The 26187-nt window shown below is 62.6% G+C and carries 25 protein-coding genes and 1 tRNA gene; 14 read left to right on the top strand and 12 right to left on the bottom strand.

Annotated elements, in window-relative coordinates:
• Nucleotides 1-44: 44 nt before the first annotated feature.
• Nucleotides 45-386 (bottom strand): helix-turn-helix transcriptional regulator, encoded by a 342-nt coding sequence (locus Q7V31_RS12840; RefSeq protein ID WP_304734896.1) that lies wholly within the window; start codon nt 384-386, stop codon nt 45-47.
• A gap of 110 nt (nt 387-496) precedes the next feature.
• Here Q7V31_RS12840 and purT point away from each other — a divergent pair, with 110 nt between their 5' ends.
• From purT to Q7V31_RS12790, 10 genes are all read left to right on the top strand, one after another.
• On the top strand, nt 497-1696 hold the full coding sequence (gene purT, locus Q7V31_RS12835) for a formate-dependent phosphoribosylglycinamide formyltransferase (protein ID WP_304734895.1): 1200 nt from the start codon (nt 497-499) through the stop codon (nt 1694-1696).
• A gap of 121 nt (nt 1697-1817) precedes the next feature.
• Nucleotides 1818-2768, top strand: coding sequence for a calcium/sodium antiporter (locus Q7V31_RS12830; protein ID WP_304734893.1), 951 nt, complete (start codon nt 1818-1820; stop codon nt 2766-2768).
• 189 nt (nt 2769-2957) lie between these two features.
• Nucleotides 2958-3920 carry a LysR family transcriptional regulator gene (locus tag Q7V31_RS12825; protein WP_304734891.1) on the top strand — a complete coding sequence of 321 codons (963 nt, stop codon included), beginning with the start codon at nt 2958-2960 and terminating at the stop codon, nt 3918-3920.
• A gap of 400 nt (nt 3921-4320) precedes the next feature.
• A complete protein-coding gene (locus tag Q7V31_RS12820) occupies nt 4321-5361 on the top strand; it encodes a rod shape-determining protein (protein ID WP_304734889.1) in 1041 nt (346 codons plus the stop codon).
• 81 nt (nt 5362-5442) lie between these two features.
• A complete protein-coding gene (gene mreC, locus Q7V31_RS12815; protein ID WP_304734888.1) occupies nt 5443-6366 on the top strand; it encodes a rod shape-determining protein MreC in 924 nt (307 codons plus the stop codon).
• A 3-nt stretch (nt 6367-6369) separates the two neighbouring features.
• Complete coding sequence (mreD, locus tag Q7V31_RS12810; protein ID WP_304734887.1) at nt 6370-6903, top strand: rod shape-determining protein MreD; 534 nt, start codon at nt 6370-6372, stop codon at nt 6901-6903.
• 23 nt (nt 6904-6926) lie between these two features.
• Nucleotides 6927-8813 carry a penicillin-binding protein 2 gene (mrdA, locus tag Q7V31_RS12805; RefSeq protein WP_304734886.1) on the top strand — a complete coding sequence of 629 codons (1887 nt, stop codon included), beginning with the start codon at nt 6927-6929 and terminating at the stop codon, nt 8811-8813.
• Nucleotides 8813-9961: a rod shape-determining protein RodA gene (rodA, locus tag Q7V31_RS12800; RefSeq protein ID WP_304734885.1), complete on the top strand. Its 1149-nt coding sequence runs from the start codon at nt 8813-8815 to the stop codon at nt 9959-9961. The genes mrdA and rodA overlap by 1 nt, the downstream gene beginning before the upstream one ends.
• 156 nt (nt 9962-10117) lie before the next feature.
• Nucleotides 10118-10193 (top strand) — tRNA-Lys (locus Q7V31_RS12795).
• A gap of 229 nt (nt 10194-10422) precedes the next feature.
• Nucleotides 10423-12471: an acyltransferase family protein gene (locus Q7V31_RS12790; RefSeq protein WP_304734883.1), complete on the top strand. Its 2049-nt coding sequence runs from the start codon at nt 10423-10425 to the stop codon at nt 12469-12471.
• Nucleotides 12472-12566: 95 nt separating this feature from the next.
• On the opposite strand, the gene Q7V31_RS12785 is transcribed toward Q7V31_RS12790, so the two are convergent.
• On the bottom strand, nt 12567-13382 hold the full coding sequence (locus Q7V31_RS12785; RefSeq protein ID WP_304734882.1) for an alpha/beta fold hydrolase: 816 nt from the start codon (nt 13380-13382) through the stop codon (nt 12567-12569).
• A 118-nt stretch (nt 13383-13500) separates the two neighbouring features.
• Nucleotides 13501-14814 (bottom strand): DEAD/DEAH box helicase, encoded by a 1314-nt coding sequence (locus Q7V31_RS12780; protein WP_304734881.1) that lies wholly within the window; start codon nt 14812-14814, stop codon nt 13501-13503.
• 269 nt (nt 14815-15083) lie between these two features.
• On the opposite strand from Q7V31_RS12780, the gene Q7V31_RS12775 reads away from it, so the two are divergent.
• From Q7V31_RS12775 to Q7V31_RS12765, 3 genes are read left to right on the top strand one after another with little or no spacing between them, the layout of a single operon-like run.
• Nucleotides 15084-16091 carry a magnesium transporter CorA family protein gene (locus Q7V31_RS12775; protein WP_304734880.1) on the top strand — a complete coding sequence of 336 codons (1008 nt, stop codon included), beginning with the start codon at nt 15084-15086 and terminating at the stop codon, nt 16089-16091.
• Nucleotides 16092-16694 carry a histidine phosphatase family protein gene (locus Q7V31_RS12770; protein WP_304734879.1) on the top strand — a complete coding sequence of 201 codons (603 nt, stop codon included), beginning with the start codon at nt 16092-16094 and terminating at the stop codon, nt 16692-16694. It abuts the gene before it with no gap.
• Nucleotides 16655-17671 (top strand): threonine/serine dehydratase, encoded by a 1017-nt coding sequence (locus Q7V31_RS12765; protein WP_304734878.1) that lies wholly within the window; start codon nt 16655-16657, stop codon nt 17669-17671. Before Q7V31_RS12770 ends, Q7V31_RS12765 begins: the two co-directional genes overlap by 40 nt.
• Here the strand turns inward: Q7V31_RS12765 and Q7V31_RS12760 are convergent.
• Nucleotides 17668-18216 carry a hypothetical protein gene (locus tag Q7V31_RS12760; RefSeq protein ID WP_304734876.1) on the bottom strand — a complete coding sequence of 183 codons (549 nt, stop codon included), beginning with the start codon at nt 18214-18216 and terminating at the stop codon, nt 17668-17670. The genes Q7V31_RS12765 and Q7V31_RS12760 overlap by 4 nt on opposite strands.
• Nucleotides 18217-18343: 127 nt before the next feature.
• Here Q7V31_RS12760 and Q7V31_RS12755 point away from each other — a divergent pair, with 127 nt between their 5' ends.
• Nucleotides 18344-18964: a class I SAM-dependent methyltransferase gene (locus Q7V31_RS12755; protein ID WP_304734875.1), complete on the top strand. Its 621-nt coding sequence runs from the start codon at nt 18344-18346 to the stop codon at nt 18962-18964.
• On the opposite strand, the gene Q7V31_RS12750 is transcribed toward Q7V31_RS12755, so the two are convergent.
• From Q7V31_RS12750 to Q7V31_RS12715, 8 genes are all read right to left on the bottom strand, one after another.
• A complete protein-coding gene (locus tag Q7V31_RS12750; RefSeq protein ID WP_304734874.1) occupies nt 18944-20029 on the bottom strand; it encodes a prenyltransferase in 1086 nt (361 codons plus the stop codon). The genes Q7V31_RS12755 and Q7V31_RS12750 overlap by 21 nt on opposite strands.
• The gene (locus tag Q7V31_RS12745; protein WP_304734873.1) at nt 20029-20745 is read right to left on the bottom strand and encodes a class I SAM-dependent methyltransferase; all 717 of its coding nucleotides are present in this window, start codon (nt 20743-20745) and stop codon (nt 20029-20031) included. Before Q7V31_RS12745 ends, Q7V31_RS12750 begins: the two co-directional genes overlap by 1 nt.
• Entirely contained in the window at nt 20711-22141 is a 1431-nt protein-coding gene (locus Q7V31_RS12740; RefSeq protein ID WP_304734872.1) for a glycosyltransferase family 4 protein, read from the bottom strand. Before Q7V31_RS12740 ends, Q7V31_RS12745 begins: the two co-directional genes overlap by 35 nt.
• A 104-nt stretch (nt 22142-22245) precedes the next feature.
• Entirely contained in the window at nt 22246-22656 is a 411-nt protein-coding gene (locus Q7V31_RS12735) for a nuclear transport factor 2 family protein (RefSeq protein ID WP_304734871.1), read from the bottom strand.
• Nucleotides 22657-22700: 44 nt separating this feature from the next.
• Nucleotides 22701-23078, bottom strand: a complete 378-nt coding sequence (locus Q7V31_RS12730) for a hypothetical protein (protein ID WP_304734870.1) — start codon at nt 23076-23078, stop codon at nt 22701-22703.
• Between the two features lie 94 nt (nt 23079-23172).
• Entirely contained in the window at nt 23173-24144 is a 972-nt protein-coding gene (locus tag Q7V31_RS12725) for an alpha/beta fold hydrolase (protein ID WP_304734869.1), read from the bottom strand.
• Between the two features lie 38 nt (nt 24145-24182).
• Entirely contained in the window at nt 24183-25679 is a 1497-nt protein-coding gene (locus tag Q7V31_RS12720; RefSeq protein WP_304734867.1) for an NAD(P)/FAD-dependent oxidoreductase, read from the bottom strand.
• 76 nt (nt 25680-25755) lie between these two features.
• Nucleotides 25756-26133 (bottom strand): DUF423 domain-containing protein, encoded by a 378-nt coding sequence (locus tag Q7V31_RS12715; protein WP_304734865.1) that lies wholly within the window; start codon nt 26131-26133, stop codon nt 25756-25758.
• Nucleotides 26134-26187: the final 54 nt, after the last annotated feature.

The raw sequence follows: 26187 nt of genomic DNA, 5'->3' as shown, positions 1-26187 counted from the left end.
CGGGGCGGGAGAGCGGGGATAAGTGGACTGAAACGGAGCCGGGTTTATTCCGCGTCCTCGTTCACATGCGCGATCATGTCGGCAATGACGCGTGCGACATGCTGGTCATGCACCCGGTAGAAAACCTGCTTGCCGCGCCGCTCGGCGCTGACCAGCCTTGTCGCGCGCAGCAGGCGCAAATGATGGCTGACCAGAGAGACCGAGAGGCCGAGCGCGGCGGCGATCTCGCCGACGGCGCGCGGGCCGGCAAGTGTTGCTGTCACGATGCGCAAGCGGCTCGGATCGCCCAGCATCTTGAACATGTCGGCCAGCTCCACCGTCTTGTCGTCGTCGAGCGGGAGGTCGGGCAGCGGCGGGGCGGCACTGGCGGTTTTCGGCGTGGCCATGATGAACCATACAATTGAATATATATTCAATTGTTATCATCAAAAAGCGGGCTGCACAAGGCCCGCCGATCCGTGCTAGACCCGCCGCCCTAACGGTTCAAGGAGGCCTCATGCGCATCGGCACGCCGCTTTCCCCGTCGGCCACGCGGGTCATGCTGCTGGGCTCGGGCGAGCTTGGCAAGGAAGTCGCTATCGAGTTGCAGCGTTACGGCGTCGAGGTGATCGCGGTCGACCGCTACGCCGACGCGCCGGCGCACCAGGTGGCGCATCGCAGCCACGTGATCGCGATGACCGACGCCGGGGCGCTGCGCGCGCTGATCGAAAAAGAGCGCCCGCATATCGTCATTCCCGAGATCGAGGCGATCGCGACAGCGGAGCTGGCGAAGATCGAGGCCGAAGGGCTCGCCGAAGTGATCCCGACGGCGCGGGCGACACAACTCACCATGAACCGCGAGGGCATTCGCCGTCTGGCCGCCGAGGAGCTTGGCCTGCCGGTCTCGCCCTATGCCTTTGCCTCCAGCGCCGCTGAACTGAAAGCTGCCATTGATGGCGGCATCGGCTTTCCCTGTTTCGTCAAGCCGGTCATGTCGTCGTCGGGCAAAGGCCAGAGTCTTCTGGAAGCGCCGGGTGGCGTGCAGAAGGCCTGGGATCATGCGATGTCGGGCAGCCGCGTCGAGGCGCCGCGCGTCATTGTCGAGGGCATGATCGATTTCGACTACGAGATCACGCTGCTGACCGTGCGCGCGAAGGGACAGGGCGGCGGCGTCGAGACGCAGTTCTGCGCGCCGGTCGGTCACCGCCAGGTCAAGGGCGACTATGTCGAGAGCTGGCAGCCGCAACCGATGAGCGAAAAGGCGCTGTCTGCATCGCGCGCGATCGCCAAAAAAGTGACGGATGCCTTGGGGGGCAGGGGGATTTTCGGCGTCGAGCTGTTCGTCAAGGGCGACAAGGTCTGGTTTTCGGAAGTCAGCCCGCGTCCGCACGACACCGGTCTCGTCACGCTGGTGACCCAATATCAGAGCGAGTTCGCGCTGCATGCGCGCGCCGTGCTCGGTCTCCCGGTTTCGGTCGAGATGGCATCGCCGGGCGCCAGCGCCGTCATCTATGGCGGGCGCGACGAAAAGGGCATCGCCTTTGAAGGTCTCGATCAGGCGCTGGCGCTGCCGGGCACCGAGGTCCGGCTTTTCGGCAAGCCCGAGGCCTTCACCAAGCGCCGCATGGGCGTGGCGCTGGCGCGGGCCGCGAATGTCGACGAGGCACGCGCAAGGGCGAAGCAGGCGGCCGGTCTTGTAAAACCGGTCTCGGGTTGAGCCCTCTTTATTTATTTTCCGCCGGGGCTCGCGGACTGCTTGCAAACACTCTATCTCTTGCACGTCAGACGCGTGGTTGTGTTATCCGTGAAGCGCGCACGGGACATGAAGGAGTTGGCGATTGACGCTGCTGTTTCTGGTTCTCGGGCTGTTGCTGCTGCTGGGCGGCGCGGAGTTTCTGGTCAAGGGTGCGGCGGGGCTTGCGACGCGGCTCGGCGTTTCCCCCTTCCTGATCGGGTTGACGCTGGTCGGTTTCGGCACCTCCTCGCCGGAACTCGTTGCCAGTCTTGAAGGTGCCTTTCGCGGCTATCCCGGCATCGCGGTCGGCAATGTCGTCGGCTCCAACATCGCCAATATCCTGCTGATCATCGGCATTGCCGGTCTCGTCTATCCGATGACGGTGGAGCGGGGGGTGCTGAAACGCGACGGCTCGATGATGCTGGCCGCCGCCGCGGTGATGATCGCCGTCTGCGTCTACGGCTTCCTGTCGCGCGGCGTCGGCATCGTCTTCCTGCTGTTGCTGGCCGCCTACCTCGTCTACACCTATCGCGCCGACCGCAAGTGCCAGGACGGCACCGCCGATCTGCATGCGGCCGAAGCAGCCTTCCTGCAGGCGGGTCCGCGTTTCGGCCTGTTGATCGAACTCGTCATGGCGCTGGGCGGTCTTGTTGCGCTGGTCGCCGGCGCCTCGCTGCTGGTCGACAGTGCCGTCACGCTCGCCGATACTTTCGGCATCTCCGACTCGGTCATCGGTCTGACCGTCGTCGCCGTCGGCACCTCGCTGCCGGAGCTGGCGACCTCGGTGCTTGCCGCCTTCCGACGCAAATCGGAGATCGCCATCGGCAATGTGGTCGGCAGCAACATCTTCAACGTGCTCGGCATCGCCGGCACGGTTGCCATCGTCAAGCCGATCACGGTGCCGGCCGACATCGCCTCTTTCGACATCTGGGTCATGGGCGCGGCGACGCTGGTCTTTCTCTTCTTCGCCTTCACCGGGGCACGGCTCGGGCGGGTGGAGGCGACATGTCTGCTGGTCGGCTATGCGGCCTATGTGGCGTTCCTGCTGGCCTGATATGACAGTTTTATGACAGTTTTGTGACAGAGGGGGGTAAACCGTTGCTCCGCTGTGCTGTCACAATTGCCTCCGACATACCCTTTTCCCGCAAGTCGACCGTTGCTTTTTCGCATTTTAATGGCGATGCAAGACCCCTATGCTGTTCACGCAAACCTCGGTTTCGGTCTGGTGGCGGGGGCTAAGTGTATGAATTGGGATGATTTACGGTACTTTCTGGCGGTTGCGGCGGCCGGCAGCCTGTCCGGCGCCGGGCAGCAGCTCGGGGTCAATACGACCACCGTCCTCCGGCGCATCGCCTCGCTGGAGGACGATCTCGGCGCGCGCCTGTTCGAACGCGAGCGGACCGGCTATCGCCTTACAGCTGCAGGAGAAAAGCTGGTCGAGACGCTCGAACCCGTCGACCGGCGGTTGTCCGCCCTGCCGCGCGATTTCGCCGCCGCCGGCGGCAGCGGCGCTGAAGGCATTGTCCGGCTGGCGGCCAGCGATGTGGTGGCCGCGGCTTTGTTGGCGCCGGGGCTTTCATCCTTTTGCCACGCCTATCCGGGGCTCGAGCTCGAAATCGTCACCGATCCGCGCCTCGCAGCGGCCGGTGCTGCGCCGCGTATCGGCAATCCGCTCAAGGATGTCGATGTGGCGCTGCGGCTCGCCCGTCCGACGCAGGGCGACATGCTGATGCGCAAGGTCGGCGACATGGCCTACGGGCTTTACGCTGCGCCGGCCTATCTCGAAGAACGCGGGCATCCGCGCCAGATGGCCGACATCGCCGGTCACGATCTGATCGGGTTCCCGCGCGCGGAAACGCCGCTCGGGCCGGTGTGGTGGTTCTCGCGGGCGGAGAAGTCGGCGAATGTGACACTGCGATCGTCCAGTGTTGCGACACGCACCGAGGCGGCGCGGAACGGACTCGGCTTTGCCGCCTTGCCTTGTATTCTTGCCGACTCGGACGAAGGGCTCGAGCGCATCTTTGGCCCCGACATGCTCGGCGCGCTGGAAATGTGGCTGCTTGCCCGCAACGACCTCGCGCAGCTTGCTCATGTTCGCGCCGTCATGGAGTTCGTCGTGGAGGCCGTCAAGCGTCGTCGCGGTGCGCTCGAAGGGCGCATGCAGGAGGTTATGGAGCTGCCGCCCCAAACCTCTTCAAACCATTGAAAAGCCGCGAAAATTCTGTCTTTGCCATTGCGTTTTCGTCACGTTCTGGCATAAGAATCCCGTGCAGATGCGGGACGGGTTGGCCTTAACGCGCTCTTAATTTTCCGGCCGCTGCGATTGGCGCGATGCCGGTAGCGGGAGTTGTTGCGCGTATCGAGGCCATTGGTGCCGTTTCCAGTTGCGATCTCGCCACAGTTTCGACCCACGACATTCGTAGGCTGAAGAATCGATGAGGGTGTCTTCCTGATTGTTTTTGACGCTTGCCGTCGGCGCCGGACGTGCGGCGGTAATTTTTGACGACGCATTAACCAAAAAGCCACCCTAAGTGGCGAAGCTCTGAAATTCGTAGCCGCGATGTCTCTGGTGTCCGGCAGCACTCTGTCAAGGGAATGAAAAAAACATGCTTTCCGGTCTGCTCGGCATGTTCTCGGCCGATATGGCAATCGATCTCGGCACCGCAAATACGCTCGTGTATGTCAAAGGCCGCGGGATCGTCCTGAACGAACCGTCGGTCGTCGCCATCATTGAGAAGGGCGGAAAGAAGCAAGTTCTTGCCGTCGGCGAGGAAGCGAAGATGATGCTTGGCCGCACGCCCGGCAACATCCAGGCGATCCGGCCGATGCGCGACGGCGTGATCGCCGACTTTGAAATCGCGGAAGAAATGATCAAGCATTTCATTCGCAAGGTTCACAACCGGCGCTCTTTCGCCAATCCCCAGATCATCGTTTGCGTGCCGTCGGGATCGACGGCCGTCGAACGTCGTGCGATCCAGGAGTCGGCGCTGTCGGCGGGCGCGCGCCGTGTCTACCTGATCGAGGAGCCAATGGCTGCCGCGATCGGCGCCGGCCTACCGGTGACCGAGCCCACAGGCTCGATGGTTGTTGATATCGGTGGCGGCACAACGGAAGTTGCCGTGCTGTCGCTTGGCGGCATCGTCTATGCGCGTTCGGTGCGCGTCGGCGGCGACAAGATGGACGAGGCGATCATCGCCTATATCCGCCGCCATCATAACCTGCTGGTGGGCGAGGCGAGTGCCGAGCGCATCAAGAAGGAGGTCGGCTCGGCTGCTATCCCGGCGGACGGCGACGGGATGACGATCGAGATCAAGGGCCGCGACCTGATGAACGGCGTGCCCAAGGAAATCGCGATTAGCCAACGCCAGATCGCCGAAAGCCTTGCCGAACCTGTTGGTGCCATCGTCGAGGCTGTGAAGGTTGCGCTCGAAGCGACGCCGCCCGAGCTTGCGGCCGACATTGTCGACAAAGGGATTGTGCTGACGGGCGGCGGGGCGCTGCTCGCCAATCTGGATCAGGTGTTGCGCGACGAGACGGGGCTTCCGGTCAGCATTGCGGACGATGCGCTTTCCTGTGTCGCTCTCGGCACTGGCAAGGCCCTCGAACACATACGGACGATGAAGCACGTCTTGTCGTCGGTATACTGAGGCGCAAGCCTGTTCCATTCATGGAACGCGAAAGGTAGAAGCAAGGTGGGCCGGCCGGCAACGAGAGAGCAATAAGTTGTAATGGACCCGAACCGGACAGCGCTGCCGTTCCGCGAGTTTTCCCATAGAATCTCGCTTGTCTTCATGCTGACGCTGGCTGCCGCACTGCTCCTGCTCGGCCGTGCCGAAACTTATGTCTTCGATCGGGCGCGACAGGTCGTTACGGATCTGGCTGCGCCGCTGCTGGAGGTCGCATCGCGGCCAGTGGCCGCCGCACGGCGCGTGATCGAACGCACCGACGAATATGCCTATGTGTTTGACGAGAACGAACGGCTGAGGGCCGAGAATGCGCGCTTGCTCGCCTGGAAGGAGATGGCGCTCAACCTCGAGGCGCGCGTTGCGCGCTACGAAGCGTTGCTCAATGTCCAGATCGATCCATCCATCAACTATGTAACCGGTCGCGCCGTTTCGGATGCGGGTGGTCCCTTTGTCGATACCGTTCTGGTCAATGTCGGGCGCGAGCAGGGTGCAAAGAGTGGACAGGCCGTCGTCGATACGGATGGTCTGGTCGGACGCATCGTGTCGACCGGCCCAAAGGCGAGCCGTGTGCTGCTGCTGACCGACCTCAACAGCCGTATCCCTGTCGTGATCGAGCCGGCGCACTACAAGGCGGTACTGGCGGGCGACAATACCGAGTGGCCGCGCCTTGAATATCTGACGAATATCAGCGCCATCTCGCCGGGTGACCGGGTTGTTACGTCAGGCGACGGCGGGCTCATCCCGCAAGGTCTGCCGGTTGGTCTCGTCATACAAACCAGTGATGGTAACTTGCGTGTTCAGACATTCGCCGACCGGGGGCGACTCAATTTTGTGCGAGTCCTTCAATACGAATTCCCTTCGCAGGTCGAGCGGCAAGATCCACCCGACGTGCTGAAGGGCCCGCCGATTTCGTCCAGCGCCGATTCGGCGGCCTCGGCTGCCGCGAATTCGACCGGAACGGAGTAGCGCATGGTCCGTCTCGAGCCCTATTCGCCGACACCGGCCGCCCGCGCGGGCCGCGTCTTCATGGTCGTTGCGCCGTTTGTCATGGGGCTTGTTTGCGTCCTGCTTTCTTTTGTGCCGCTTGGCCGCATTTTCGGTTCCTCGTTGACGCCAGCATTTGCGCTGATGGCGATATATTACTGGGCGATCGTGCGACCCGAAATGTTTCCGCCTCTGGCGGTTTTCACAGTCGGCCTTGTCTTCGATCTTTTGTCAGGCGGCATTATCGGGCTCTGGGCGTTTGTCTATGTTCTCATCTATGCCGTTGTGATCTCGCAGCGGCCGCTTGTGGTCAACGCTCCCTTTGCGGTCTTCTGGTTCGGTTTTCTTGTTGTTGCGGTGTTCACCGGCGCGATTTCTTGGGCGGTTGTGTCGATATACTACGGGAGGCCGGTTCCCCCATCTTCATTGATGCAACACATGGTTTTGACGGTGGCGATCTTCCCGATCTTCGCTATGATTTTTGGACGGGTTCAGGCGCGCGTTTTGCCGGGAAGCTGAGGCAGAACGATGGGGCGTGACACATGCAAATAAGCGGACGCGACAGCAATCGATATCAGACCTTCACGCGGCGCGCGGCGCTGTTGGGCGGGATTCAAGGCGTTGCTTTCGTGGTGCTCGCCGGGCGCATGTACTATCTGCAAGTTCTGAAGTCGGACCAATACACGATGCTGGCCGAAGAAAACCGGGTCAGCATGCGGCTTCTGGCGCCGCTCAGGGGCAATATTGTCGACCGTTACGGGCGCGTGCTGGCGTCCAATCGCCAGAACTACCGCGCGATGATGATCTCCGAACAAACACCGGATATCGAGGCGACGCTCGACAGGTTGTCGCGGATCGTCGAGATCAACGATTTTACCCGCAGGCGGATTCTGCGCGATGTGCAGCGTTCGCCGCGCTTCATGCCGGTGACCGTCGCCGAAGGATTGACCTGGGACCAATTTGCGCAGGTCAATATCAACGAACCAGATCTCGCAGGGATCATTCCCGATGTCGGCGAGACGCGCGACTATGCCTATGGCGAGGAACTCGCGCACATCATGGGCTATGTTGCGGCCGTATCCGAGAAGGACATGTCCGACGCGCAGACCGATCGGCAGTTGCTGCGTCTGCCGGGTTTTCGTATCGGCAAGGAAGGGATCGAAAAAACCTACGACAAGGAGCTGCGCGGAACGGCGGGCTCCAGCCATGTCGAAGTCAACGCCTATGGTCGCGTGATCCGCGAGCTTGCCAAAGACCCCGGCAAACCGGGCGACGAGGTCGTCCTGACGCTCGATATGGATATTCAAAGGTTTGCGTGGGACCGGCTGAAGGGTGAGTCTGCGGGTTCCGTCGTCATGGACATTCATTCTGGCGACGTGCTGTCCTTTGTATCGGCGCCCGCCTATGACCCGAACCAGTTCAATATGGGCCTGAGCAACGAGCAATGGCGTGCGCTGGTCGACAATGAATACAAGCCGCTCATCAACAAGTCGCTGGCCGGCATGTACCCGCCCGGTTCGACGTTCAAGATGGTGGTGGCGGCAGCAGCTGTTGAGGCGGGAATCAACCCCGCGCAGCGCGTCGTGTGCCCGGGGCATTATTCGCTGGGAAGTCACGTCTTCCATTGCTGGAAGAAGGGCGGGCACGGCGCCATGAACATGCATCAGGCGATCAAGTATTCCTGCGACGTCTTCTTCTATGATGTCGCACGGCGTATCGGCATCAATGCCATTGCCGAGATGTCGCGGAAGTTCGGTCTGGGTGAGACCTACGGGTTCGAAGTGCCAGGTGAAAAAGCAGGCCTCGTGCCGACACCCGACTGGAAGCGCGCGACGCGCGGCGAGCCGTGGCACCAGGGCGAAACGGTGATTGCCGGCATTGGTCAGGGCTATTTGCTTGCGACGCCGCTGCAACTCGCTGTGATGACGGCGCGGCTTGCCAATGGCGGCTACGCCGTAAAGCCTCGACTGACTCGCGCCATTGGCGGACAATTGTTGCCGACGCCGCGACCCGCAGCGATTGGTGTCAGCGAAGCGGCATTGAAAGTCGCCTGTGACGGCATGAACGCCGTTTCGAATGAAGCGGGCGGCACGGCGTTTCGCTCGCGGATTCCAGATCCGGGGATGGAGCTCGCCGGCAAGACCGGTACGGCGCAGGTTCGGCGGATCAGCCGCGCCGAGCGGTCGACCGGCGTGTTGCGAAACGACCAACTCGAGTGGCGGTTTCGCGATCATGCGCTCTTTGTCTGCTATGCGCCCGTTCATGCCCCCCGGTATGCCATGTCTGTCATCATCGAGCATGGCGGATCGGGATCAGGTGCCGCCGCACCTGTCGCACGCGACATCATGCGCGAAGTTTTGATCCGCAACCCCGAACGGCCACAAGCCACGGTGCCATCGCGCGCTGACGGCAAGACGAGGGAAGGCTGATGCTCGATCTCAGGCGCTTCACCGGTCGTGAAATGCGACTCACCGACAAGCTCATTGAGTTCAATTGGGGATTCTTGTTGTTGCTGGTGCTGATCGCGTCGATCGGATTCGCGATGCTTTACTCGGTCGCCGAGGGCAGTTTTTCGCCATGGGCCTACAGGCAGGCGTTGCGTTTCGGAGTTGGCGTTTGCATTTTATTGATTGTTGCGATGATCGATCTGCGTCTCTGGATGCGGCTCGCCTATCCGCTGTACGGCGTAGCGCTTGCCATGTTGGTTGCGGTCGAGATTGTGGGTTTCACCGGCATGGGCGCCCAGCGCTGGCTCAATCTCGGATTTGTCCAGGTGCAACCGTCCGAAGTGATGAAGGTGACGCTGCTGATGGCGTTGGCGCGCTATTTTCACGGGTTGACGCTTGAGGAAGTGTCGCGGCTGCGCAATCTCGTCATCCCGGTTTTATTGATTGCTGTGCCGGTCGGCCTTGTTGTCCTGCAGCCTGATCTTGGTACCGCGATCCTCCTGGTGGCGTCAGGTGCGATCCTGTTCTTCGCGGCTGGATTGCGCTGGCGCTATTTCATCTTGTCCGGAATCATCGTGCTCGCGACCGTGCCGGTCGTCTGGAGCCGGCTGCATGACTACCAGAAGAATCGCGTTTTTACTTTTCTCGATCCGGAGCGCGATCCCTTGGGCGCGGGCTATCACATTCTGCAATCCAAGATCGCCCTCGGTGCCGGCGGGGTTTTTGGCAAAGGGTTTATGGAGGGCACGCAAAGCCAACTCAATTTCCTGCCCGAAAAGCATACCGACTTCATTTTCACGATGCTGGGTGAGGAGCTTGGCCTTGTGGGCGGGCTTGTGTTGCTGGTGCTCTATTTCATCGTGCTGATGTTCTCGCTCAATGTGGCGATGCAGTGCCGCAACCAGTTTGGCCGGTTGCTGGCTATCGGCGTGTCGATGACGTTCTTTCTCTATGTTTTCATCAATTCCGCGATGGTGATGGGGTTGCTGCCCGTCGTCGGCGTGCCATTGCCGCTGGTGTCCTATGGCGGCACGGCCATGCTGTCTCTGATGTTCGCTTTGGGCTTGCTGATGAGTGTTTATATCCATCGCAACGTCGAAATCTCACGCGGGCCCAGCGCCTTCTGGTGACAACGGCCGACCTTTCGGGGCGCCGCCTTTGGTCGGTGGAGAGGGCTGCTGGACAGGTCCTCTTTCCTTTGCTATAGGCACCGCTCCCCCACGTCACACGTGGCCGGGATGGTGGTTTCCACCGGTCGCCCCCGGCGCTATGTCCGGCGGCACGGCGGGCGCATAGCTCAGTTGGTAGAGCAGCTGACTCTTAATCAGCGGGTCCCAGGTTCGAGTCCTGGTGCGCCCACCAAGCAAGTCCGGGACCTGCGCTGCCTATTTTTGGCAGCGTTCTCAATTCCGAAATATGAGAGGTAACAGCCTGTGCGGTTCGCTGCGGGTGCATGGCGTCTGCCGAAGACGGCGCTGCCGAGCGAGACGATCAGGGTGCACCAAGAGGGTTTTTGGACGGCGTTTTCGTCCCGGGCGCGAACCGACCGCAACCAGCGGTTTGCGGATGAAACAGCGATGGATATTCCGGCGTGCTTCGCCCAAAATTGTACGTCGCTTGTCTCGTGGGACCCCCAATGACGAAGAGAGTTTGGCAACATCAAGGTTCGGCACTCGCATGGAGGCCGGACATCGACGGGCTGAGGGCTGTTGCGGTTCTTGCTGTGATCATCTTCCACGCCAAAGTTGGTATCATGCCTGGCGGTTTCGTGGGGGTGGACATCTTCTTCGTCATCTCGGGCTACCTGATTGCTTCCATTATCCTGAAGGAGGAGGCGGAAAAAAAGTTCAACCTCGCCCGTTTCTACGAACGGCGTATACGGCGCATCTTTCCCGCCCTGTTCCTGGTAATAGCGGCTTCCGCGGCTGCGGGTGCGGTTCTTCTTGCCCCGGCCGACTACGTGTTGTTCGGCCGATCGATCATTGCCGCGATGGCTTTCTTTTCGAATTTCCATTTTTCCCATCAGGCCGGCTATTTCGCACCGGCCGCCGAGACGCAGCCGTTGCTGCACACATGGTCACTCGGTGTCGAAGAGCAATTTTATCTGGTCGCGCCATTCGCTCTCCTACTGTTCGCGCGGCAGTTGCGGCCATGGAGAACGCCGATCTTCGTCGCCTTGTTCGCCGCCTCCCTCGCCGTCTCGATGTGGGGCGTGGCCACACAAGCCCGATGGGCCTTCTATCTTCCACATTCGCGCGCGTTTGAACTCATGGGTGGTGTTGCACTCGCCATGGGACTCGTTCCCGTCGTCCAACATCGGCGCATCAACGAGGTTCTGGGCACGGCGGGTCTTGCGCTGATCATCTTTGCGGTTCTGTTCTATTCCGAGCGGACGCCATTTCCCGGTTTCGCTGCACTGGTACCGGTCGTCGGTACCATGCTTCTCATTCATTCCTCCATGAATTCCGGATCAACGGCGACGGCACGCCTGCTCTCGCAGCGTCCGGTCGTCTATGTGGGCAAGGTCTCCTATTCGCTCTACCTGTGGCACTGGCCTTTGCTTGCCTTCGCCGAATATGAATTCGGCGCATCGCTTGAAGTCTGGCACCGCGTGGGCCTTCTCATCGTCGCTTTTGGTCTTTCGGCGCTCACCTACCGCTTCGTGGAGCAGCCGGCGCGCAATGCCGGTCCACCGGTGACGCGCAAAGTCGTCTTCGCCGGCGGACTTGCCGCCATTTTGCTGTGCCTGGGCGCAAGAGAATTGATCGTCGACGGGAAAGGTCTCCCGGGCCGGCTGGCGCCGGAAGTTGCGGCGCTGGCACGTGCGACGCCCACGCGGGTGGTTTCGGGTGGATTGTGCAGTTTTGGCGAGGAAGGCGTTCGGGCGCGCACGGCCGCCGATTGCGCCATCGGCGCGCCGACTGCGACACCTTCTTTCATGCTGTGGGGTGATTCTCACAAGGCGACGATCGCGCCGCTGGTCGCTCAATTGGCAACGGCGGCGGAGCTATCGGGTTTCAATATCGGGCGCGGCGGTTGCGTGCCGCTCTTCGGCCTTGAAGGGCAAGGGCGGCAATTTCGAAACTGCCTTGCAGGACCGAGCGAAGTCGAAAGGCTCCTTCACGATCCCGACATTTCGGATGTGGTTCTGATTGGCCGCTGGGGGCTTTACGCGGAGGGAACGCCGTCTCCAAACGAACGTCCGACGAGTCTGCCCCGGTTTGTCGAGAACGATCAAGACGCAAACCGTGAAACCTTTGGGCGGCTTCTTGTCGAAACCGTTGAGAAAATTCGCGCCTCGGGCAAGCGCGTTATCATCGTCGGGCCTGTGCCCGAGCTTGATGTCAATCTGCCGGCCGCCTTCGTCAAGGCCGCCATGAAAGGGAGAACTGGCGATATCGTCAACGCGCGGGCTGATTTCGACCGGCGCCAGCTTGGTGTTTTACCCGTTCTCGCCGAGCTTGAGCGTATGGAAGGCGTGAGCGTGTTTTATCCGCATCTGGTGTTGTGCGACGCGGAGGTCTGCCGTGGGTCAGAACACCAGATGGCGCTTTATGTGGATGACGACCATTTGAGCCCGGCCGGCGCGAGACGGCTCGAACCGATGCTGCTGAGCATCTTGAATCTCATCAAGGGCTGAATTTCCCGGCATGAAACCGGGCGCCGCCGTTCAGTGCTGTCGGCCAACGGGTCTGTGATGCCCGTGCGAGGCATCTGATCGATGCGTGGTCGATGTTAGCGACAGATTGGCGTTTCCTGGGCAAGGTCGGGCCACCTCGTTTCCCAACCGTCATGATGGCCGGTGCCGGGCAGGATACGCAGCGAGGCGCAGCGCGAATCCCGAAGGCGTGTCATGTACGCGTTGCCGGTCGCAGCAGGCACAATCCTGTCGTCGGCGCCGGCAAGATGAAGCTGGGGCAGGCTGGCAAGCGTCGCGGCAATGTCTGCCGGGTTCAACGATTGGGTCAGCGGTGCCACGCCGTGGTGGCGCGCAAAGGCGTCGGTATCGAGCGGTGCCGCCACCGTTTTCAGCCACGCCACATCGCCTCGCCGTGCCGCGACGAGCGCGGCGATAGCGCCGCCACCCGAAAAGCCGACAAGGCCGAGGCGTTGTGCGCCCGTGCGCCGCTTCAGCATATCGAGCGCCTCGTTTGTCGCCGCGACGACGTCTTCGCCGTAGCGGTGGCTTGTCCAAAAGGCGGTACGGCAATTGCGCCTGTGGGCTTCATCCGTGAACTGGCAAGGGCGGGCAAGATAAGCAACCGCCGGCGCGCCGTCCGCCAGCGCCAGTCTGAGCGCCGTCGGCGTCACGGGTGTCGGATCAGGCGACGCCTCGTCGATGCGCAGCCATGCGAGCCCGTCGCCCTCGATATAGACGACGAGCAGGTCCTGCGGGTCGTTTGTGCGGCTGAGGCTGTAGAGGTCGAATTGCCGTGTCTGGAGGTAGGCGGGGACCATATTGCCGGTCGCCATCGCCTCGGCGCTTTCCTTGCGGTCGGCGGGTGCGGGTGTGCCGCAAGCGACAAGCAGAAGTAGGATGGCCGGGGACAAAAAATTCTGACGGCGTTTCGGCATGACGATCGACCGGATATGAAAACACCGCCTCAGAGTGACCCGAGGCGGCGATTTTCGATAGCAAAGAATTGTCCGCTGTTGTGCGGTCGCCGCTCTACTGTGCTGCGGCGTGGCGGCGGCTCTGCTTCTGGCCGCTCTGCGGGCGGCCGCGGCCGGCACCGGGCTTGCCGAAGTGGCGCGGCTTGCCGGGCTGATGCCGGGGGCCGCGCGGGCCATTGCGGGCTGGGCGGTTGTCCGACGGCTCATTCATCGGCACGGCGACCTGATCGCCAAGCCATTCCGTGGTTGCGACCACGGTGAGCGGCCGCTTGGTCAGCTTTTCAATGCTTCTCAGATGCGAACGCTCGGAAGAGTCGCAGAAGGAGATTGCGATGCCGCTCTTGCCGGCGCGCGCGGTGCGGCCGATGCGATGAACGTAGCTTTCGGGCTCGTTCGGCAATTCATAGTTGATGACATGCGTGATTCCGGTGACATCGATGCCGCGCGCGGCAATGTCGGTCGCAACCAGCACACGTGCCTTGCCATTGCGGAACTGTTCGAGGGCACGTTGGCGGGCGCCCTGCGATTTGTTGCCGTGAATGGCTTCGGCGGCGATGCCCGTCTTTTCGAGCTGTTCGCTGACGCGGTTGGCGCAATGCTTGGTGCGCGTGAAAACGATGACGCGACTCAACTCGCTGTCGTCCAGCAGCTTTGCCAGAAGCTCGCGCTTGCGCTTGCCATCGACATGCAGCACGCGCTGGTCGACCTTGTCGACGGTGATAACCTCAGGCCGAACTTCGACGCGTACCGGCTCGTTGAGGATTTCAGCTGCCAGATGCTCGATGTTCGAGGGCATGGTGGCGGAGAACAGCAGCGACTGGCGTGTCTTCGGCAATACCGCGACGATCTTCTTGACGTCGTGGATGAAGCCCATGTCGAGCATGCGGTCTGCTTCGTCCAGAACCAGTACGGAGGCCTGACGGAGATCGGCATGGCGCTGGTTCATCAGATCAAGCAGTCGGCCGGGCGTCGCGACCAGAATGTCGACGCCGCCAGCCAGGGCTTTCACCTGACGGAACTGATTGACGCCGCCGAAAATGACGGTGTGGCGGAGCTTCAGGTTCTGGCCATAGGTTTCAACGCTCTGGCCGATCTGAACCGCGAGCTCGCGCGTCGGCGCGAGAATCACGACATGTGCGCCTTTGGCAGGGCGCTTGGTCTGATTGGCGGCCAGACGCTGCAGGATCGGAAGCACAAAAGCCGCCGTCTTTCCGGTGCCGGTCTGGGCAAGGCCCAGCAGATCGCGGCCCTGAAGGAGCGCCGGAATGGATTGGGCCTGAATGGGGGTTGGAGTGGTGTAGTTCTGCGCTTCAAGAGCGCGGCAGAGCGGCTCGGCAACGCCGAGATCCGCGAAGGTCTTCGTGGTCATAAGTAACAATCTCACAAGTCAAACGTCGTGCGCCGGCCATTATGGCCGTCACTTCACGCGGGGTCTTGCCGCGTTCCAACGCGCTTGGAATCGAGGAAAGGGTCTGCTGCTTCGGGGTTAGGCGATGCCGAAAAGGCAGCGCAGAGCGCGCACACGAAGGCAGATGGCCGTTAATTGGGCCATTTGGCTCCTGAAGTCAAGGACGAAAGGGTTCATGAAACCTTAATGGAGCATGGCGGGACGGATTGTCGCGGGTGGTTTGAGTAGGCATGATCGACGCGGTCGCAAGAACCGATGCGGAAGGTCCGATGATTACAGCCTATGTGCCCGTCAACGGCGCACTTACCCCCGTTCCGGTCGCTACCGGCGAGACGATCCCGACCGACGCAGTGTGGATCGATCTGCTCCAGCCGACGGATGACGAACTTGCCTTTGTCGACGTGAAGTTGAATCTCGATGTGCCGACCGAGGCTGATATGCAGGAGATCGAGGTGTCAAGCCGCCTCTATCTCGAGGATGACGTCGTCTACATGACGGCGGCGATGGTCACCCAAGCGGATACGCCGAGGCCGCTGGTTGTGCCTGTTACCTTCGTTCTTGCCGGTCATCGATTGTTGACGCTGCGCTATGCAGAGCCGACACCCTTTCGCCACTATGCCTCCGAGGCACGACGTCACAGCGTGCCTTGTGCGACCGGCGAGGAAGTTCTGGCCGGGTTGCTCGATGCCATCGTCGATCGTGTCGCCGATATTCTGGAGCGCGTGCAATCCGACATCGACACGCTGTCGGGAGAGGTCTTCCCACATGAAGGCGGGAAGACGAAGCGCAACTACAACGAGATTTTGCGCCGCATCGGCCGCAGCCATGCATTGACTTCGCAAGTGCGGGAAAGCCTGGTCAGTTTCGGTCGGCTGGTCAGTTTCATCGCGCGGCCTGCGACGGAAAAGCGGCCGAAAGCGACCGAGCGTGCCTTCAAGACGACGGCGCGCGATCTGACGGCGCTCAGCGACCATGCGAGCTTCATCGCCAACAATACCAGCTTCATCCTCAACGCGACGCTGGGCCTGATCAGCAACGAGCAGAGCGGTATCATCAAGATCTTCTCGGTCGCCGCCGTCGTTTTTCTGCCGCCGACGCTGATCGCCAGCATCTACGGCATGAACTTCGAATTCATGCCCGAACTTGCCTGGCCCTGGGGCTATCCGATGGCGCTCGTCATGATGGTCGCCTCGGCCGTTGGGCCCTACCTCTTCTTCAAGCAGCGCGGCTGGCTCTAGATGTCCGGAATACGCACCGAATGGATATGGATCGTCCATGCGCCGTTGCAGGGACGTGAAAGCCGCTATTACGGTCACCTCGATGTCGCCGCCGAGCCGGTCGATCCGGTGCAGGCATCGGTGATCGCGCGGCGGCTGCCTTCCGTCGCGGTCTGGCTATCGTCGCCGCTGACGCGCACACGTACGACGGCGCTGGCGCTGAAGCCCGGCGTCGATCCGGTAGCGGTCGGCGATTTCATCGATCAGCACTACGGGCGCTGGCAGGGTATGAGCTTCAACGATGTCTTCGCCGCCAACCGGACACTTGACTGGTCGCGGCCCGCCGACATTCGTCCGCCGGAGGGCGAGAGCTTTGCCGAGATGGCGGCGCGCGTGGCGGCGGGTATCGATCGACTGACGGCGCATTATGCCGGTCATACGCTTGTTTCGGTCGCGCATGCCGGTGCGGTTCGGGCGGCAATCGCCCATGCACTTGGGATCGACCTTGCGACGGCTTTGCGCGTTGAAGTTACGCCGTTGTCGATCACCCGGCTCAGTCACCGCGATGTCAACGGCGCGGCGCAATGGAGCGTCGGTTGCGTCAATCTCGATCTTTCGGCGTGACGGCGCGTTTGCCCGGTGCCGAGGATGTTCGCGCTGCGGCGGCACGCATTGCCAGCGTTGCGGTTCGGACGCCGTTGCTTGAATGCACGGCGCTCGATGCGCGGTGTGGTGGCCGGGTTTTCGTCAAGCCGGAAGTGCTGCAGCGAACCGGATCGTTCAAGTTTCGCGGCGCCTGGAACTGCTTGTCGCAGCTTTCGGCGACTGAGCGGCGCGGTGGCGTCGTCGCCTGGTCATCGGGCAATCACGCGCAAGGCGTTGCAGCGGCGGCGCGGATGCTCGGCCTTCCGGCGCTCATTGTCATGCCGTCGGACGCACCGCGCCTCAAGATCGAACGCACACGCGGCTTCGGCGCGGATGTCGTGCTCTATGACCGCGCGACGGAGGTCCGGGAAGAGATCGGGGCGCGGATCGCTGCCGAACGCGGCGCGGTCGTCGTGCTGCCCTATGACGATCCAGAGATCATTGCGGGGCAGGGCACCGTGGGGCTCGAGATTGCCGAAGACGCGGCGCGGCTTGGTGTTGCGCTCGACGCGGTGTTGGTGCCGGCGGGCGGCGGGGGTCTGGCCGCCGGCACGGCGCTGGCGCTCGGCGCCACCATGCCCGATGCGAAAGTCTGGTGCGTCGAACCGCAAGGCTTCGACGATCACGCGCGCTCGCTGGCTGCGGGGCAGCGACTCGGCAACGAAGCGGGTGGCAAGTCTTTTTGCGATGCGCTGCTGGCACCGATGCCGGGCGAACTCACCTTCGCGATCAATTCCGTGCGTCTTGCGGGCGGTCTGGCGGTGAGCGACACGGAAGTAGCGGTCGCGATGCGTTTCGCTTTCGAGGATTTGAAACTGGTGGTAGAGCCCGGTGGCGCCGTGGCGCTGGCGGCGGTGCTGGCCGGGCGGTACGATGCCCGAGGGAAGTCGGTGGCACTGGTGCTGAGCGGCGGCAATGCCGATCCGGTGGCGTTTGCGCGTGTCCTCGCCGGCTAGCGGACCTCGTTCTCCCAGCGTTCGATGAGGCGGGCGAGGCGTTCCTCGATACGATCGAGGGCATTTGCGACGACGGCGATGCGCTTGCCGGTCAGTTCCTCATAGGCCGCAGCCATGAAGATGCCGCTGGCATGGGTCTCGATCTCGTCGCAGAGGTCGGCGTCGGCGCCCTTGCCGCGCAACACCTCGGCGATTTCCTGCAGCCGTCCTGCGGCGCTTGCAATGTCGGTGGCGGCGCGGGCCGCGGCATCGGCGATGGCGGCAGGATCGGTGGCGGGTTCGTCAGGTCCAACCTCGGCAAATCCCGCTTGTGCTTCGGCCAGCGCGCGGGCGAGTTCCTGTGCCTCGTGGTAGACGAAGCCGAGCCGGAGCCCCGCATCGGTTTCCCGCGCCAGTTTCTCGATCGCGCCAACGACCTCGGCGGCGCCGGCTGCGTGGCGGCGGGCGAATTCCTCCAGAAACCAGCGGCCGCGCGGGGTCTCGCGCACGGCCTGCTCGATGGCATCGTAGTCGTCCGGTTCCGGGGCGTAGGCGGGCTGGCTCATGGATGTGGCTCCGGGTGAGGCTTGCCGGGTCATTATCGGAGGCATTGCTTAACCGTTTGCTTCGCGCCCTTGCGAGAGGCTAGAGATGGCGGGGCCGGGCGTTCCGGCGAGGCGAAAGGACCGGATTTTGGCGCGCGAACTCCCCATCGATATCGAGACGGTCAAGGGTTTCATGGACGCGGAAGAGGGTTGGGCGCTGCATGAGGCGGCGCTGGAAGCCTCGCGGCGCGGCCCGGTGCTCGAGATCGGCTCCTATTGCGGCAAGTCGACGGTCTATATTGGCGCCGCCTGCCAGGCCAACAACGCCGTCCTCTACGCGCTCGACCATCACTACGGCTCGGAGGAGAACCAGCAGGGCTGGGAGCATCACGACGCGGCGCTCCATGATGCCGAGACCGGCCGCCTCAACACCTTTCCGCTGTTCCGCCGGACGATGCGCCTGGCGAAGCTTGAAGACACGGTGGTGCCGCTTGTGGCACCGTCCGAAGTCGCCTCGAAGGGCTGGGCGACGCCGCTGGCGATGGTGTTCATCGATGGCGGCCACGGCATGGAACCGGCGCTGACAGACTACCGCCTCTGGGCGCCGCGCGTGATGCCGGGTGGCATCCTCGCCATTCACGACGTCTTCCCCGATCCGAAGGACGGCGGCCGGCCGCCCTACGAGATTTACAAGATGGCGCTGGCTTCGAAGCTGTTTGAGGACGAGAAGGCCGTGAAGAGCCTCAGGCTACTCCGCCGCCTCGGCTAGCGTGCGCTCGGCGAAGAGGCGGGCGGCAGGCGTCATGCCGGTCACGGCGTCGGTCGCCAGGATAACGGCGGCGGCCGTCCATGCCGGCTTCTCGGCCGGCCAGGCTACATCGTCCTCGAACTGATAGCCCATCCAGTAGGCGCCGCAATCGGCGCGCCATTGGTGCTGCCAGGAGAGCATCGCCTCGGCTTCCTTGCGCCGTCCGGCGACCAGCAGCGCCATGGTCAGCTCTGCGCTTTCGGCGACCGTCACCCAGGGTTGGTCGAGCACGCAGCGGCAGCCCTTGCCGTCGGCGACGAAGATGTCCCATTTCCAGTCGAGGCGCTTCCGGGCCGCTTCGCCGGTGACGACGCCGGCGAGGACGGGGTAGTACCAGTCCATCGAATAGCGGTCCTTCGGCTCCCAGGTGCGATCGAAGCGGTGCGGCTTGTCGCGCAGCGCCTCGCCGAGACGGGCGCGTGCGGCCAGCCAGTCGCGCGACGGTTCGCCCAGTTCGCGTGCGATGTGGGCGGCGCATTCGAGGCTCTTGTAAATCGAGGAACAGCCGGTGATCAGCGCGTCGTCCTCCGGCGTGTGCGGATCGGCGGCCGACCAGCGGATGTCGCCATGCGGGCTCTGATGCGCCAGCACAAAGGAGATCGCGGCCTTCACATGCGGCCAGATGCCTGCCAGCCATTTGCGGTCGCGCGTGACGAGATAGTGATGCCAGGCACCGGTCGCGATGTAAGCGGCGAAATTGGTGTCGCGGATGTGATGGCCCGCTTCGTGTTCCTCGCCGGTGAAGCGTTGTTCGTCGTCGTCGAAGGGAACGGCGGAACCGAGCTGGCCCCACCACGATCCGTCCTTCAACTGCGTCTCGGTGAGATAGCGGAAGGCGCGGCGCGCATGCTCGATTTCGCCGAGCACGGTCAGGCCCATCGCGGCTTCGGTGTGGTTCCACGGGTCGATGACGCCGCCGTCATACCAGGGGATTGCGCCGTTATCGCGCTGCAACTCCATAATGCGCGCTTGCGAGCCTGCGAAAAAATCATCCGGGACCGGGTCGCCCCAGGTCAGATGCACCATCACGCCGCTCCCTTGGTGAAATAGAGAACGACGCTCTTGCCCATCAGCGGTCCGGCGAGCTTTTCAAGTGTCCGTGTCAGCCACGGGCCCTCGAGAATGTCCCATTCGAGAAAGCGCTTGTAGAGATTGACGAGGCGCACATCCTCACGCTTCACGCCGACGGCGCATTTCAACCACCAGTAAGGCGAATGCAGGCCATGCGCGAAATGACGATGGAAGAAGGAGAGTCCGCGTTTCTCGACGGCATCTTTCAGTTCGCTCTCCTGAAAGATGCGGACATGGCCGCCCGGTTCGTTGTGATAATCGTCGGAAAGCTTCCAGCACACCCATTCGGGGAAGAAGCGGGGCACGCTGATGGCAAGTGTGCCGCCGGGCTTCAGGATGCGGTCGATTTCGGCGACCGCCTGCTTGTAGTCCGGGATGTGTTCCAGCACTTCGGAGCAAACGATCTTGTCGAAACTCGCATCGGGAAAGGGCAGCGACAGCGCATTGCCGACCGACAGCGAGAAGGCGCGCCTTGTTTCGGGGTCCATGTCGGGGCAGGTGCCGAAGCCGTCGCGCGTGCGCTTCACGTCCTCGAAGCCGAGATCGATCCCGACCACGTGGCATTCGGCGTGGTAATACATGGCATGGACATGCCTGCCGGCGCCACAACCGAGGTCGAGCGCGCGCTGGCCGTCCCTAAGCCCGAGCACGTTCAAGTCGATGGTCTGCATCTGCGATTGTCTGCCTGTATATCTCGACGCATTCACGCGCCGCACGTTCCCATTTGAATTTGGCGAGGATGCGCTCGCGCCCGGCCTCGCCGTAGCGCGCCCGCATGTCCGGATCGTCGAGCATCGCGGCAATGGCGCGCGCGAGCGCCGGCGGATTGGAATGCGGCACAATGATGCCGGCATCGCCGACGACTTCGGGCAGCGAGCCGCCATCGGTCGCGATGACGGGCGTCCCGCATGACATGGCCTCACCGCAGGGGAAGCCGAAGCCTTCATAGACCGAGGGCGACACGGCGATGGTCGCCTCGTTGTAGATCGTGGTGATATCCTCGTCGGTGACCCCCGTCACGAACTCCACCTTGTCCATGATACCGAAAGCGCGGAGTTCGTCCGTCGTGTTTCCTTCACGCAAACGCCCGATCACTTTCAACCTGAGGTTAGGCCGTGTTTTCAGGAGTTCGGCATAGGCGCGGATCAAGTAGATCAGACCCTTCAGTGGGACGTCGGCGCTGGCGCAGGCAACGATCAGGTCATCACGCCGCTTCACATGCGGCATCGGGCGAAATTGCAGATGGTCGATGCCGTGCAGAACGAGGCGCGTTTTCGACGCGTCGACGCCGAATTCGCGCACAACGTCGCGTCGTGTGCTCTCGGAGACGACGATCAGCGGGTCGAGCTGCCGCGCCACCTTGATCTGCATGTTGAGGAAGGAGTACCAGCGCCGCTTCAGCAGCTTCAGCGATAGTGTTTTCGCATGCTGGATATCGATACGACGGTCCATTGTGATCGGATGATGGATCGTTCCGACGATAGGCAGGCCCATATCGCGGAGTTTCAGCAGGCCCCAGCCAAGCGTCTGATTGTCGTGGCAGACATCGTAATCCGCGATGGTACCGCGCACGTAGCGCGCCATGCGCGCGCAAAAGGTGTAGGGCTCGGAGAAACCGCCGGTCGCATGGCTCCACCATTCAAAAAGATCGATCGGTGAGGCCAACATCCAGGGCCGGATCGATTTGATCGGGTGCGGATTGGCGTAAAGGTCGAGCGAGGGAAGCTTGATCAGCTTCACGCGCGGGTCGATTTCGGGATAGGGGGGACCCGAGATCACGTCGACTTGATGGCCGAGTTCGACCAGTGCCTTGGCAATGTGGCGCATATAGACGCCCTGGCCGCCGGTGGTCGGGTTCGAGCGATAGCTCGGCAGCAGGATGCGCAGCGGCCGGTCGCCGGAAATGGCGGCGAGCTTCGGTGCGTCGGTTGTGGATTTTTTCGCGGGCCCGGCCAGCGCGTTATCCGTCTCATTGCGCTCCAGCGCCTGCGACATACAGATTTCCTCGGTCTCTATTTGATGCGCGCCGAAGGCGGCGTCCGGATGGCCGGAGGGGGTATACCCCATACTGCGCCGCATTAAAGCGCGGCGGATCATAACGGCATAGGGGCAAGGCAACAACCCGCTAACAAAAATGTAAGCGAGGGGTATTCCGGGCCCCAATTCAAGCATCAGTTCAGGCGTTGCCGGGGCGTCGCGGTCTCTTCGTCGGGGTCCGGCGCCGTGCCCGACTGGTGATGGACGATCAGCCAGCCCTCGCCGCTGCGAATGAAGATGTTGGTCGCCAGCAGGTAGTCCGGGCCGATGCGCTCGTAGCAGATGACGATGCCCGTGTCGCCGTGAAGGCTGGCGCGTGCCCGCAAGCACTCGATGTTGGGGCTTGCCGGTCCGGTCAGGATCGCATGCCAGCTTTGCAGCACTGCATCGCGCCCCTCGACGGGTGGCCAGCCCGGATGCAGGCACGTCACCTGTTCGACATCGGCCCAGAGCGCGCCCATCAGCGTCATGTCGCGGCCTGCAAAGGCGCGATAGAAGGTTTCGTTTGCAAACAGCAGGGCAGCACGGTCGCGGGCAAATGTCATGCAGGTGCCGGATCTGAAAGCCGAACTCACAGTCTAGCAGGCTTTCACAGGCCCGCGAGTATTGGCGGTCCGTTCGTATTCTCTTGAAAGAGCGAGACATAACCGACGGAGATAGCCACGAGGTCCGAGGCGAAGACCACGACCAGCCACAGTCCGAGGGGTGAGCGCAAGTCGAACGCCGGATTGCGCCAGACTAGCCAGGCGAGCAGCGGCGTCCAGAGCAGCATATGGCTCAGAGACGTCACGCCGTTGGCGCGCACCATGTCGAGGAGCAGAAGATTGGCCAGCCAGGCGGCCAGAATCGCCCGCGCCGCGCAATGCCGGAAGAAAAAGAACACCGCCAGTGAATTGACCAAGATCAGCCAGCCGAGAAAGGCGTGCGGCAAGGCGGGATCGGCGAGGATACGCTCCATCCATTCCATGCCTGTCCTCCCCCGAGGCCGGACTGACCGATTGTTACAATTTGGTCATTCTGGCCATTTTCGGGGCAGGCGGCAAGTCACATCCGTGCGAGATTCAGCTGAAACGACGCTTCAGCCAATCGACCATCAGCCGGTTCAACTCGTCCGGCTTCTCCGATTGAGTCCAGTGGCCGCAATCGGCGATTACGTGCTTTTCGAGATCGGGGATGTAGTTCTCCATGCCGGCCGTCAGTTCGGGGCGGAGCACGATGTCGTCGGCGGCCGAAATCATCAGGCAGGGAACGTCGATCTTTTCGGTCTGACCTTCGGTCAGTTGCCAGTTGCGCGTGAAGTTGCGGTACCAGTTGATGCCGCCTTCGAAGCCCGACTTCTTGAAGGCCCGGGTGTAGTAGTCGAGCTCTTCCTTGTTGAGTAACTGCGTACCGAGCCAGGTGCTTTCGTCGGCGTCGAAGGACTTCAGGAACGACAGGTTCTTCTGGTCGGCGGGCAGGGCATCGAAGTCGGCGAGCTTCATCGCGCTCTTGCGGTACCAGAAGCGCATCGAGCGAGCGACATCGGTATCGAAAATCTTTTCCGCGACGCCAAATTTCTGGAAATAGACGATGTACATGTCTTCGCCGAAAACCATTCGCATTCCGGCGATCGGGTCGATGGGACCGCGCGGAATGAAGGGCGTGTTGACGCCGATGACGCCGGCGACGCGGTCCGGGTGGCGCAGCGCCATCTGCCAGGTGACCATGCCACCCCAGTCGTGTCCGGCGAAGACGGCCTTGTCGATGCCGAGAGCGTCAAGCATCCCCGCCAGATCGTCCGTCAGATGGGCGATGTCGTAGAGCGGCACTGCGTCCGACCCCTTCGGGCCGCCGGTATTGCCGTAGCCGCGCTGGTCCGGCGCGAGGGCACGGAAGCCCGCGCCCGCGACGGCTGGAAGCTGATGACGCCATGAGTAGCCAAGTTCCGGAAACCCGTGGCACATCACGATGGGCACGCCGTCTTTCGGGCCTTGCTCATAAACGGCCATCCGGATGCCGTTTGTCTCGACATAGTGCGGCTCGGGAAATTTCATCGCCCTGTTTCTTTCCTGCTTGGAGGGAAGCTTGATTTCTATGCGGCCTTCAGCCGTTCCGCGTCGGCGGTTGGCGACAGTCCGAGTGACGTCAGCATTTCGCCGCGATCGGGCCCGAGTTTCGGTGGATAATACGCGGCATTGCGCTTCTTGCCGCGCGCCCAGGTGAACAGAATCTTGGCGATATTGCGCGGATCGCGCAGCCACAGGTTCGGACGATCAACCATATGAAAGGCGCGCATGAAAGTGCGCAACAATTCGACGTCGCCGCGCAGCGCCGGTGTGATCGCGTCTTCGGCAAAACTCTTGATAAGCCGCGCCTTCAGTCCCGGTTTGTAGTCAGGATCGATCGCATTGCGCGCCCGCTTGATAGCTGACAGATCCTGCTTGACCATGTCGTCATAGTACTGACGCAGATCGACGGCGAGGCGCTTGTGGTAGTAGACGGCGCGCGTGGCAGCTTCCGGCAGGTCGAGTGCATCGCGCAACGCCTCGGCGGCGATGGCAGCGAAAGAGCAGCCGCGTCCATAGAGTGGATTGGTGCGGATAACACTGTCGCCGATCGGGAAAAAGCCGAGCACACGCGGCTCGTCCTTCACGGCCAGATGCCGCCAGCGGCTGATCAGTTCGCCCATGCCGAAGACGCGGCTGACGGATCGCGATGTCTCGGGCGAGGTCCAGCGGGCGATACCCGGCAATTGTGCACAGATGCCGTCGAAGATTTCGGGGCGCACGACGGCCTTGCGTATTTCGATCTCGATCTCCGGCACCGCCAGCGTGATCGAGAAGCAGCCATTGTCGGCGGGGAACACGCCATATTTGATAAAACCGAGATCGCCTGCGCCGGGTACCTTGCCGCGTTCGGGCTCCGTAACGCCGTCCCGCAGCCGGTAGTGTCGCGTGAAATAGAGGATTCCCGCGCGCTCGTTTTCTTCCGGGATGCCGGCGCCTGCCTCGTTGAGCCAGTCGATGGCCTGACTGTTCTTTCCGGCAGCATCGATCACGATATCGGCTGGCCAGTCGCGCCGCGCGCCGTTTTGCTCCACCGTGACGCCGGTGACGCGAAGCTTGCCGTCTTCGCGGTCGGTCAGAAGACCGCGCACCAGCGCGCCGGTCTCAAAGCGGATGCCGGGCTGGCGTGCCGCATAGCGGCGCATCACCAGTTCCAGCGTCGTACGGCGGCTGGTCAGGATCGTCATGTCCTTGTCGCCCGGCGCCGGAACGTAGCGCGCGCGCATTGCGTGAGAGAGATTGTCGGCGAAGACGAGCTCGCGGCAGCCGGCCGCCAGCAGATCTTTCATCAACTCGGGATAATTGTCGCGGATCAGCATGTGCAGTCGTGCCAGGAATGCATGGCTGTGACGCAGATGGCCGACGCCCTTGCGCTCCCAATGATCGAAGGCTTCGTCGGCCGAGGTCTCGGGCGGGGGCGGGTCGCGTTCGAGGATCGTTACTTCGCGGCCCGCGCGGGCCAGCGCCAGCACGGTCGACAGACCGGCGATGCCGCCGCCAACCACCAGAATCCGTTCACCCATGCTCTCGCCTCCGCCTCGACCCTCGGCCCCGGCAGGAAAATAGACTGCAGTCTATTTTATTACAAGAGGTGGCGGCTCAGGCTCCGCTCTTCATGGTCCAGGCCGAGAGGGCAAGCGCGAGCCAGCCGGCCAGAAAGCCAATGCCGCCAATCGGCGTCACCAGTACCAGCATGCGGCTGCCGGTAAGGCCGAGATAGTAGAGCGAGCCGGAAAAGAGGATCGTGCCGATGAGGAAGGCCCAGCCGGCCGCCTGCGCGAAGGTGCCGCCGCCTTGCGCCGCAGCCCAGGCGACAGCGAACAGCGCCAGTGCATGATACATCTGGTAGCGCGCGCCGGTTTCAAAGGCGGCCAGTTCCGCCGGGCCGACACGCGCTTGCAGCCCATGCGCCGCGAAGGCGCCAAGCGCCACCGAAACGAGCCCGCTCAGCGCGCCGATGGCCAACCAGAGCCGCATGTGATTTTCCTCCGCCATATGCCTGCCGCCGAAGCATCGGGCAAATCAGGCCCG

The sequence above is a fragment of the Parvibaculum sp. genome (assembly GCF_030651915.1).
In the GTDB taxonomy this organism is placed as follows: Bacteria; Pseudomonadota; Alphaproteobacteria; order Parvibaculales; family Parvibaculaceae; genus Parvibaculum.
The sequence above is the reverse complement of the archived record's forward strand: the minus strand, read 5'-3'. Positions and strand labels throughout refer to the sequence as shown.